Annotated in this window: 9 protein-coding genes and 1 pseudogene; 7 read left to right on the forward strand and 3 right to left on the reverse strand. The window is 66.6% G+C overall.

Annotated features, from left to right (window positions below; translation table 11 throughout):
- Window positions 1-496 (reverse strand): annotated as a pseudogene (locus tag ACTIIH_RS04130) (peptidase M13); the annotation flags it as partial.
- A gap of 52 nt (window positions 497-548) precedes the next feature.
- Between ACTIIH_RS04130 and ACTIIH_RS04135 the strand changes: the two are divergent.
- Together ACTIIH_RS04135 and ACTIIH_RS04140 are read left to right on the forward strand one after the other, a co-directional pair.
- Window positions 549-1,064: a low molecular weight protein-tyrosine-phosphatase gene (locus ACTIIH_RS04135; RefSeq protein ID WP_441090666.1), complete on the forward strand. Its 516-nt coding sequence runs from the start codon at window positions 549-551 to the stop codon at window positions 1,062-1,064.
- 65 nt (window positions 1,065-1,129) lie between these two features.
- Window positions 1,130-1,777 (forward strand): copper resistance CopC family protein, encoded by a 648-nt coding sequence (locus ACTIIH_RS04140; protein WP_441450647.1) that lies wholly within the window; start codon window positions 1,130-1,132, stop codon window positions 1,775-1,777.
- A gap of 153 nt (window positions 1,778-1,930) precedes the next feature.
- Here ACTIIH_RS04140 and ACTIIH_RS04145 read toward each other — a convergent pair whose 3' ends face one another.
- The gene (locus ACTIIH_RS04145) at window positions 1,931-3,139 is read right to left on the reverse strand and encodes a PQQ-dependent sugar dehydrogenase (RefSeq protein WP_441450649.1); all 1,209 of its coding nucleotides are present in this window, start codon (window positions 3,137-3,139) and stop codon (window positions 1,931-1,933) included.
- A 202-nt stretch (window positions 3,140-3,341) separates the two neighbouring features.
- Here ACTIIH_RS04145 and ACTIIH_RS04150 point away from each other — a divergent pair, with 202 nt between their 5' ends.
- On the forward strand, window positions 3,342-4,328 hold the full coding sequence (locus ACTIIH_RS04150) for an LLM class flavin-dependent oxidoreductase (protein WP_441450651.1): 987 nt from the start codon (window positions 3,342-3,344) through the stop codon (window positions 4,326-4,328).
- Window positions 4,329-4,338: 10 nt separating this feature from the next.
- On the opposite strand, the gene ACTIIH_RS04155 is transcribed toward ACTIIH_RS04150, so the two are convergent.
- Window positions 4,339-5,292 (reverse strand): LysR family transcriptional regulator, encoded by a 954-nt coding sequence (locus ACTIIH_RS04155; RefSeq protein ID WP_441450653.1) that lies wholly within the window; start codon window positions 5,290-5,292, stop codon window positions 4,339-4,341.
- Between the two features lie 103 nt (window positions 5,293-5,395).
- Between ACTIIH_RS04155 and ACTIIH_RS04160 the strand changes: the two genes are divergently transcribed.
- The 4 genes from ACTIIH_RS04160 to dld all read left to right on the forward strand — a co-directional run.
- Window positions 5,396-7,153: an FAD-dependent oxidoreductase gene (locus ACTIIH_RS04160; protein ID WP_441450655.1), complete on the forward strand. Its 1,758-nt coding sequence runs from the start codon at window positions 5,396-5,398 to the stop codon at window positions 7,151-7,153.
- Window positions 7,154-7,267: 114 nt separating this feature from the next.
- Complete coding sequence (locus ACTIIH_RS04165; protein WP_441450657.1) at window positions 7,268-7,939, forward strand: GntR family transcriptional regulator; 672 nt, start codon at window positions 7,268-7,270, stop codon at window positions 7,937-7,939.
- A gap of 8 nt (window positions 7,940-7,947) precedes the next feature.
- A complete protein-coding gene (locus ACTIIH_RS04170) occupies window positions 7,948-9,306 on the forward strand; it encodes an MFS transporter (RefSeq protein WP_240812008.1) in 1,359 nt (452 codons plus the stop codon).
- Between the two features lie 136 nt (window positions 9,307-9,442).
- On the forward strand, window positions 9,443-11,145 hold a 1,703-nt coding region (gene dld, locus ACTIIH_RS04175; protein ID WP_441450658.1), incomplete at its 3' end, for a D-lactate dehydrogenase.

The raw sequence follows: 11,145 nt of genomic DNA on the forward strand, positions 1-11,145 counted from the left end.
CGCGCACCTCGGCGTGGTCGTCGTTGAAGTAGTAGTCCTCGTCGGGCAGGGAGATGCCGGCCTGGACGAGGTAGAGGGCGTAGACGTCGGAGTCCTTCGCATCGGCGGTGACGTACCCGCCGAGCACTCCGCCGATGCCTTCGGTCTCGAGTCGGGCGAGCGTTGCGGCGAGTTCGGACTTGTCCTCGGCGGCGTCGATGGCGGCGAACGTCGAGGTCAGCGGGGCGACGCCGAGGTCGTTGATGCGATCGACATCCATGAACGAGGTGAATAGGTCGGCGACCTTCTGTCCCTCGGAGCCGGGCTCCTGCGGGCTGTCGGTCACTGAGGTGATGATGTCGCGGACCTTGGTCTCGGCGGTGTCGAAGAGCTCACGCATGGCTCCGTCGCCGGCCCGGTCATCGGGGATCGTGAACGAGTCGATCCACTCGCCGTTGATGTGCTGGTACAGGTCGTCGGCCGGCCTGATCGAGGTCTGTGAGGTTTCAGAAGTCATGGCCCCACAGTATCGTGATCAGTGCCCCGCACGCCCCGCCCGAGGAGGAGATATGAGTCTGGCATCCGTCGTCTTCGTGTGCACCGGCAACATCTGCCGATCCGTCACCGCCGAACGTGTGCTCGTGCATCACTTGGCCGATACCGGCGCCGAGGCGGTTGTCGACTCCGCCGGGATCAGCGATGAGGAGGCCGGCAACCCCATCGACCCACGTCAGGCGCGTGTGCTCGCCGCCGCCGGCTACCGCACCGACGATCACGTCGCCCGGCAGATCACCCCCGAATGGTTGGCCGACCGCGATCTGGCGGTGGCGATGACCGCCCGCCACTATCGTGCCCTGGAGCGGATGATCTCAGGTCTTTCCGCCGAGGCGGCCCCGGAGCTGCGGATGCTGCGCGAGTTCGATCCGCGGGTGGCCGGGGTCGAGGGCGACGGTGTTCCGGCGCCCGATGTCGAGGATCCCTGGTACGGGGAATTCAAGCATTTCGAAGAAACTCTTGAGACAATTGAAGTATCCGTGCCGGGAATCACGGATCGTCTGCGCACGCTGGCCGCGAAATCTCAGTGATACTGGTAAGCACAAGCTCGCTGACACGATCGAAATCGCAGGTACGCCTCGAAGGAGAAACTCTCATGACTCGTCTCATGACACGACAGAACTGGTCCGCTCTCAGGCTGGGCTTCGCCGCCCTGCTGGTGGCCGCGATGAGCGTGTTCGTTTTCGCTCCCGCCGCCAGTGCGCATGATCAGCTGGTGTCGTCGAACCCCGAGGACGGTGCCGAGCTCGACCAACAGCCCAAATGGCTCGAGATGACCTTCTCCGGCGACATCCAGGAAGTCGGCTCCGAGGTCAAGGTCGTCGTCGACGGCAAAGATGTCTCCGCAGGTGAGCTGACCGTTGAGGGCAAGAAGCTCAGCGTCGCTCTGCCCGACGATCTCAAGCCCGGCGATTACAAGGTCACCTGGCGCGTGGTGTCGCAGGACGGCCACCCGATCTCCGGCGACTACTCGTTCGCGATCAAGGATTCCGAAGGGGCCGGCGGTGAGGTCAAGGAGTCGTCCGGAGAGTCGACGAAGGCCGGGCTCGGCGGCGGAGTCGTCGACGAGCCGGGCAAGGACACCGAGGATCGCGGCGAGATCGGCGAGTCCACCGGCAGCGATTCCGGAATGTCGACGCCGATGATCGTGCTGCTGTCCGTGGGCGGCCTGGCCATCATCGTCATCGTCGTCCTGCTCATGCGCCGCAAGTCCCAGGGCCTGCCCGGAACCAAGGACAACTGAGCGAGACTGCCCACGCGGCACGTCTGACACGAGGCCCCGAACGTGAAGAGCGTTCGGGGCCTCGGTCTATTCGGTCCGTGGCGGGCGGGCCCGGCGTTTACGCGTGTGTCCGGTTGTCGGCCGGTTTACGCAGCGATAACCGGGCTAGCGCCGTCAGGACGTGAAGCGCAGGAGGCGGTCGTCGTCCGGGCCGGGATCTCCGCGGCCATCGGTGTTGTTCGTCAGTACGAGCAGCGAACCGTCGGGAGCCTCGACCACATCGCGCAGTCGCCCGAATTCGCCGGTCCACAGCTGCGACGATGACGCCAGGTCATCGAGCGGCACCCGGTGCAGCCGCTGCCCGCGGAGTCCGGCGATGAGGATGCTGTCCTCGGTGACGGCCAGTCCGGACGGGCTCGCTTCGTCGGGCGACCACTGCTGCACCGGATCGATGAAATCACCAGCCCCGCTACCCGGGTCGCCGCCACCCGCGCCACCGCCGCCCGAGCCGTCACCTGCACCGTCATCCTCGGCGATGCCTTCGACCTCGGGCCAGCCGTAGTTGCCGCCGGCTTCGATGACGTTGAGCTCATCCCACGTGTCCTGCCCGAACTCCGAGGCATACATCGTGCCCTCGTCGTCCCACCCGATGCCCTGCGGGTTCCGATGTCCCATGCTGTACACGAGCGAGTCGCCGAACGGGTTGTCGTCGGGCACCTCGCCATCGGGCGTCATGCGCAGAATCTTTCCCGACAGCGCCTGTTCATCCTGTGCACTGTCGCGATCGCCCGTATCGCCGAGCGTGGCATAGAGCATCCCGTCGGGGCCGAATGCCAACCGCCCGCCGTTGTGGAAGTTCGCCGTCGGCAGTCCGTCGAGGATCGTCTCCTCCTCACCCAGGGACAGGTCCCCGGCCTCGCCGAGGAGGTCGAACCGCACGATCCGATTCTCCGTCCCAGCGGCGAAGAAGGCATAGAGACGGTCATCGTCGACGGCGAGACCGTGGAGGCCGGCCTCACCCGAGGCCGAGGCATCATCGATCCGGCCGACCTCACGAACGTCTCCACCTGCGGAGACTTCGAGGATGCGACCCGAATCGCGTTCGCTGACCACCATGGTCTGCCCGACGAAGGCGATCGACCACGGGGATTCGAGCCCGGTGGCGACAACCTCGGGGGAGTTCACTCCCGGTGCGGACGCCGCGGACCCGGCGTCGGTTGATCCGGACCCGGCGCTCGCCGAGGCGGCCCCCGAGTCCGACCCGCCCCGTCCGTTGGTCTCGCCGGAGTCCGAATCCGAGGAGCAGGCGCTGAGGACGACGGCCAGGGACAGTGTGGCACCGGTGAGAAGCCGCCCGGTTCGGCGCAGTGCTGAGGTGCTCATGCTCTCTCCTTCAAGGGGAGTCCGGTTGCACAAGACTATCCGCCGGCAGCCCTCGAAATGAACCGTCTGCCGGCGACTGTGACCGTCAGCCCAGGAGCAGACCAGGAATAGAACCGTCTGCCCGGACTGTTGCCACAGGTGACTGAAGTCGTGTGACCGCGGTCCGCGGTCGCACTGCGTCCCCACCGAAGGAGCCCCCGCCTTGTCCGTTCCGTTGAACATCCTCGATCTCGTCTCCATCCGGGAAGGATCGAACGCCCGCGACGCCATCGCCGAATCGATGGCCTCGGCGCAGCTCGCCGACGAATTGGGATATCAGCGTCTGTGGTTCGCCGAACACCACAACACGATGGGCCTGGCCGCCAGCGCCACGGCCCTGCTCATCTCGCAGGCCGCCTCGGTGACGGAGAAGATCCGGGTCGGATCCGGCGGTGTCATGCTGCCCAACCATGCCCCGCTCATGGTCGCCGAACAGTACGGAACGCTCGCGAACATCCACGGTGAGCGCATCGATCTTGGGCTCGGACGCGCCCCCGGCACGGACGGGATGACCGCGCAGGCGCTCGCCCGGTCCTCGGCCGAACCGCAGGACTTCGCGCAGAACATCTATGACATGCAGGGCTGGTTCTCCGAGACCGGGCAGGCACACACCATGCCGATCAAGTCCGCGGTCTCGGCGGGGATGAACGTGCCCATCTGGGTGCTCGGATCGACGATGAACGGCGCCTCGATCGCCGGTCAGCTGGGCCTACCGTTCTCCCTGGCCTCGCACTTCGCGCCCGACCAGATCGACATCGCGATCAAGACCTATCGGGATTCGTTCACCACCGACGCCCCGACCGCGCAGATCGAGCAGCCCTATGTCATGGCCGGGATCAACGTCATGGTCGCCGACACCGACGCCGAGGCGGCCCGCCAGTTCACCTCGGTCCAGCAGATGTTCAACGACATGCGCACCGGCCGCCGCCGCAATCTTCAGCCCCCGGTGGACCCGGCCGAGATCGATGCGCAGGGCGGAACCAGCCCGATGCTGTCCATCAGCGCCGTCGGCTCACCGGATACCGCGACCGCGCAGATGGGCGAATTCGTCGAGCGCACCGGTGCCGACGAACTCATCACAGTCACCTACGCCTACGATCCAGAGGTGCAGCGCCGGTCGCTGAAGCTGCTCGCCGACGCCTGGTTCTGAGGTTCGGCGGTCAGTCGAGGACCCGAACATAGTCGGAGAGACCGGTTTCGGTGTCGGTGAGCGTGTGGGCGGTCGACAAGATCGTCGACTCCATCGCCGAGGCGGCCTTCGTCGCTCGCACGTCCGCGCGCGTGGCGAGGCTGACCGTTCGCGGCAGGCGCGGGTCGACCAATGGCACCGAATCCAGCAATGGCCGGTCGACGAGGACCATCGCGGGGACGATCGCGACCCCGAGACCGCGTTCGACGAATCGCAGCGCCGCATCCATCTCCACGCCCTCGACGACGACCCGGGGGCTCAGGCCGGCTGAGTCGAACGCCGCGGAGGTCGCCTCTCTCAAGTCGTAGCCGTGATGGAACAGGACCTGGGGACGGTCGGCCACCTCGGCGAGAGTGATCCGATCGGCCTGCGCACGGTCCGAGGTGAGCAGATCGGAACCGGCGGCGGCGATGACGACGAGATCCTCGGCGAGGATCCCACGCAGGCTGAGCCTGGGCATCTGCGGGGCGAGATCGAAGGTGCGGGTGATGAGCGCGAGGTCGAGCTCGCCGCCGGCCAGGGATTCGATGAGCTCACGGGAGCCTTTCTCGACCAACTCGAGTTCGACGCCGGGATGGGCGGTGTGGAACCGGCTGATCGCCTCGGCCACGAGGCTCACGCACAGGGTCGGGGTCGCACCCAGCCGGACGCGGCCGCGCCGCAGACCGGCGAGCTCATCCATGTCACGGCGGACCGCCTCGGCGTCGGCGAGCATGCGTTTCGCCGTCGGCAGCAGGGTCGCTCCGGCGTCCGTGAGCGTGATGTGGCCGTGCGCGCGGTGGAAGAGCTCGGCCCCGAGCTCCTTCTCCAGTGTCGAGATCTGCCGCGACAGTGAGGGCTGTGCCAGGTGGAGCGTCGCGGCGGCTTTCGTGAAATGGCCGGTGGCGGCCACCTCGGCGAAGCTTCTCAGCTGTTCGAGGTTCATGAGCGGTCTCCGTGCAGGTCAGGCATACCGATAGCATATCTCTATCGAGGTGACTCGAACAATGCATTGGACGTATGGAGTGGGCGGTTTCATAGTGGAATCCATGAACACCGCACAGGGCGGACCCCGCCGAAAAGAACACTCCATCTCCACCTCGGTGCTGGTCATCGGAACCGGCGGATCCGGCCTGCGGGCCGCGATCGAGGTCGCCGAATCAGGCGCCGATGTCCTCGCGGTCGGCAAACGGCCGAAGGAGGACGCGCACACCTCACTGGCCGCCGGCGGCATCAACGCAGCTCTGGCAACGATGGACCCGGACGACACGTGGGCCCAGCACGCGGCCGACACGATCAAGGAATCCTATGACCTCGCCAACCCCCGCACCGTCGAAATCGTCACCCAGGGAGCAACAGAAGGCATCGCTGACCTGGAGCGATATGGAATGGACTTCCAGAAGGAGGACGACGGTCGGATCTCTCAGCGCTTCTTCGGCGCCCACACCTGGCGTCGCACCGCTTTCGCCGGCGACTACACGGGGCTGGAAATCCAGCGCACCCTCATTCGTCGCGCCGAAGCCTTAGACATCCCGATCCTCGACCGCGTCTACATCACGAAGCTGCTGGTGGCCGACGGCCGCATCTTCGGCGCCTACGGCTTCGACGTCATCGACGGCACCGGCTACCGGATCTACGCAGACGCCGTCATCCTCGCCGCCGGCGGACACAACCGGATCTGGCGACGGACCTCCTCGCGCCGGGACGAGAACACCGGCGACTCCTTCCGCCTGGCCGTCGAAGCCGGTGCCCGGCTGCGCGACGCCGAGCTCGTCCAGTTCCATCCCTCGGGAATCCTCGAACCCGAGAACGCCGCCGGCGCGCTGGTCTCCGAGGCGGCCCGCGGTGAGGGCGGGATCCTGCGCAACGGACTGGGGGAGCGGTTCATGGAACGCTACGACCCGCAGCGGATGGAGTTGTCGACCCGCGACCGGGTGGCTCTGGCCGCATACACGGAGATCGCCGAGGGCCGCGGCACCGAAAACGGGGGAGTGTGGCTTGATGTCTCCCATCTGCCGCGCGAGACGATCATGAACCGTCTGCCGCGGGTGTTCCAGACACTCATGGAGACGCAGATGCTCGACATCACGGCCTCGCCGATCGAGATCGCCCCGACCGCGCACTATTCGATGGGCGGAGTGTGGGTCGACCCGGTCGATCACAGCACCGACGTCGAGGGACTGTGGGCCATCGGCGAGGCCTCGTCGGGTCTGCACGGGGCGAACCGGTTGGGCGGGAACTCGCTCATCGAGCTCCTCGTTTTCGGCCGCATCGTCGGACGGTCCGCCGTCGCGTACTCCGATTCGCTGGAGGCCCAAGTGCGGTCGCATGCCGCGGTCGACGAGGCGAGAGCCGAGATCTCCGATCTGCTGGCATCCGAGGGCACGGAGAACGTGCGTGCCCTGCAGCGCGAGGTCCGCAATCTCATGACCGAACACGCCGGAGTCGTCCGTGACGAGGCCGGACTCTTGGCTGGACTGGAGAAGCTTTCCGGCATCGAGGCGCGGATGGGGTCTGTGGGAATTCATCCCGACATCGCCGGTTTCGCCGACCTCTCCCATGCCTTCGACCTGCAGTCGTCGGTGCTTGCGGCCCGGGCGACGCTCGAATGCGCTCTGGAGCGGAGGGAGACCCGCGGCTGCCACAACCGCAGCGACTACCCCGAGATCGACCCGGAGCTCACGGTCAACCTCGTCTGGTCGCCGTCTGCCGGAGTCGTCCGCGAGTCGATCCCAGCGGTCTCGGCAGACGTCGCGGCCCTCATGCACTCCGGCGAAATCAGCCAAGAAGGCAAACTCGTCGAATAATTGCTACCTGACGGCGGCTCAGCAACCTCGCGCGAGGTTGCTGAGTCGCCGTCAGGTATGTCTGAGCCAGGACATGATGCATGCATCAATGTATGCATCTGTTATCGTGGGTCCGTGAATGATTTGCTGACACTGCCCTGGCAGCGCATCGACGACTCCGCTCCGATCGCCGTTCGCATGGCCGCGGCGACCGCCCGAGAGATCATCGAAGGCCGACACGAACCCGGCGACCTCCTCATCGAGTCCGACCTCGCCGCCGCGCACAACGCCAGTCGCACCCCCGCCCGGGAGGCGATGCTCCAGCTCGAACGCTGGCGCCTCGTCCGCCTCGTCCCCAAGAAGGGCGCGCTCGTGACCACCGTGACGGGCAAGGAGCGCCGCGACCTGCTCGCCGTGCGCTCGATGTTCGAGATCGACGCCGTCGAGACACTGTCCGACAGCGGCGACCTCACCGCTCTGGCCGCCGATCTGCGCACCCTGCTCGGCGAACAGAGGAAGGCCCTTGACGCGGGCGATCCGCTCGGCTTCGCCAGCGCCGACTACGCCTTCCACGCCCGCCTCATCCGCAGCGGCGACAACGCCATCGTCACCGAGATGCTCACCACCATGGGCCCGCGCCTGGCCCGCCTGACCTTCCAGGTCGCCATCGACGCGCCGGACACCCTCGACACGCTCCTGACCGAGCACAAAACTCTCACCGACCGCGCCGAGTCGGGCGACCCAGAAGGCTTCGCCCGACTCGTCCGCGCCCACATCGAAGGCTCCCACTTCCCGCAGTCCCGCTGAGGAGGACCATGACCGCTTACCCCTCGACCCCCACGAACGACACCGCCGCCGAGACAGTCCCCACCGGGGACAGGAATACCCGCACCGAGGCGGCCCCCGCCACCGACGTCGAAACGCAGGTTCCGAACCCTGCCCGGTCCCGCCTCGGCGAGGTGGATCCCGATCGTGGGCCGGAACGGCGACGGCGGGCGCGGGCGTGGCTGATGGTGGCCCCGGCGATGTTCCTGCTCGCGTGGGGCGGCAACCACTTCACTCCGCTCGTGCACATGTATGAAGAGGACGGAGGCTACGCCATCTGGCAGGCGAACCTGCTGCTGGGCATGTACGTGGGCGGACTCATTCCGGGACTGTTGGTCGCCTCGGCGCTGTCGGATCGGCATGGACGCAAACCGGTCCTCATCGCCGGGTCACTCGCCGCGATCGCCGGCAGTCTCGGGCTCGGGATCGGTTTCGATCTGTTCTGGCTGCTCTGCCTGGGCAGGGTGTTCGCGGGGATCGGCGTCGGGGTGGCGATGTCGGTGGGCACGAGCTGGATCAAGGAGCTCTCGGCCCCGCCGTTCGATCACCAGGCCGGAATCACCGCCGGTGCCCGGCGTCCTTCACTGACTCTGACTTTGGGGTTTGCCATGGGCGCGGCGGTCACCGGGTGCCTGGCCCAATGGGGACCGGTGCCCGAAGTCGTGCCCTACGCCGTGCACGGAGTGCTCAACCTCGCAGCGCTCGTCATCGTGGTCTTCGCGCCCGAATCGCTGCCGCGCGAGAGTCGGGCCCGCGGTCATTGGTGGCACGGTCTGCGCGTTCCGCTCGTCGCGCATCGGACGTTCCTGCGACTGATCGTGCCGGCCGCGCCCTGGGTGTTCGGTGCCGCCGGGGTCGCCTATGCCGTGATGCCGGCGATCGTGCAGGGAGAGCTGGGGGAGTGGACGACGATGTACGCCACGGTGCTCACCGTCGTCACGCTCGGAGCCGGTGCGCTGGTGCAGAACATCGTGCCGTGGATCAACCGACTGACCGGCGGGCGGGCGCTCGTCGTGGGACTGGCGCTGATGACCGTGGGGATGGGGCTCGGGGCGGTGGCCGCACTTCTGGCGGACCCGATCCTCGCGTTCATCGTGGCGATCGTGCTCGGTGTCGCCTACGGAATCTGTGTGGTCTCGGGGCTCATCATCGTCCAGGCCATCGCCTCACCGCAGGAGCTCGCCGGCATCACCGGGGTCTACTATTCGCTGGCATACTCCGGGTTCCTGCTGCCCACGGTGCTCGCCGCCCTGCTGCCCGTGCTGTCGTACACGGTGTCCCTGGCGGCCGTGGCCGTCATCTGCCTAGTCTGCCTCTCAGCAGTCGCCATATCCACCAAACACCCCTAATTGCTACCTGACGGCGCCCAGCAACCTGGCGCCAGGTTGCTGGGCCGCCGTCAGGTAGTTCTGAGAGGGGATGCGGAGTGCGAACCCAGACAGCTACCATGAGAACAACCGTCGCCTACCGATAGGGATCGACCATATGCCCGGCAAGACAAATCACCAGTCCCCAGCCGTCAACGCGTTCATCGACATCATGGGCCCGCGCCACGTCCTCACCTCCGCGCGAGCGACCGCACCGTACGCCAAGGGCAACCGCTTCGGCGGCGGCAATGTGCTGGCCGTGCTGCGACCGGGCAGCCTTGTCGACATGTGGCGGGCACTGCAGGTCTGCGTCGACAATGACCTCATCGTCATTCCGCAGTCGGCCAACACCGGCCTGACCGGCGGCTCCGGCCCCGGTGCGCAGGACTACGATCGTCCGATCGTCATCATCTCCACCCTGCGGATCAACGAGATCTATCTCATCAACGACGCCCGCGAAGCGATCTGCCTGGCCGGGTCGACCTTGTACGAACTCGACGAGGCGCTCGCCCCGTTCCACCGCGAACCCCACTCGGTCATCGGCTCATCGTCGATCGGCGCCTCCGTCATCGGCGGCATCGCCAACAACTCCGGCGGCTCCCAGATCCGCAAGGGCCCGGCGTTCACGAAGCACGCGATCTTCGCCCGCGTCAACGAGGAGGGGCGACTCGAGCTCGTCAACCACCTCGGCGTGGAGCTCGGCGACGACCCCGCCCACATCCTCGACAAACTCCAGCGCGGAGACTGGGACCCTGCGGGGGTCACGCCCGCCCCGGAGGACACGACGGAGACCGAGTACGGCGAGCAGGTCCGCAGGATCGTCGACTCCCCGGCCCGGTTCAACGCGAACTCCGACTACCTGTACGAGGCCTCCGGTTCGGCCGGCAAGCTCATGGTCTTCGCCGTGCGCACCCGCACCTTCCCGAAGGAAGAGGGAGCGACGACGTTCTACATCGGTACGAATTCCCCCGCCGAGCTCGAAGACCTGCGACGGGCGATACTGACCTCGGAGATGCCGTTGCCGATCTCGGGCGAATACATGGGCCGCCCCTCATTCGACCTCGCCGAGAAGTACGGCAAGGACACGTTCGTCTCGATCAAGCACGCCGGCAGCCGCGAGCAGATCAAGCTGTTCGCGCTGAAGAACTGGGCCAACGGCGTGTTCGCGAAGCTGCCGTTCTTCGGCGAGACCGTCGCCGACACGATCGCGCAGAACGCGTTCGGCCTGCTCCCGCAGCAGCTGCCCACGCGGATGCTCGAGTACCGCGACCGCTTCGAGCATCATCTTCTCCTCGTCGTCAGTGCCGAGGAGAAGAACCGGATGGGTGCGTTCCTCGACGATTTCTTCGCCGAGGCGGCTCACCACGGTGACTATTTCGTGTGCAGTGCCGATGAGGCTCAGTCGGCGATGTTGCACCGCTTCGGCGCCGCGAGTGCTGCGACCCGGTACTTCAACCTCAACCGCGAGGACTCCTCGGACATGATCACCTTCGACGTGGCGCTGCGCCGCGACGATGAGGATTGGCTCGAGGTGCTGCCCGACGAGATCGCCGACCAGCTGCACATCAGCTCCTACTACGGGCACTTCTTCTGCCACGTCCTCCACCAGGACCACGTGGCGAAGAAGGGCGTTGACCCGGTGGCGCTGAAGAAGCAGATGACCGAGCTGCTCGAGGCCCGGGGTGCGGCCGTTCCCGCCGAACACAATTACGGCAGGCTCTACCCCGTGCCGCCGAAGATGGAAGCGCACTTCAAAGAACTCGACCCGCACAACGTCTTCAACGCCGGTGTCGGCGAGACGTCTGCGAAGAAGGACTGGGC

Source organism: Brevibacterium sp. (assembly GCF_052105255.1).
In the GTDB taxonomy this organism is placed as follows: Bacteria; Actinomycetota; Actinomycetes; order Actinomycetales; family Brevibacteriaceae; genus Brevibacterium; species Brevibacterium linens_B.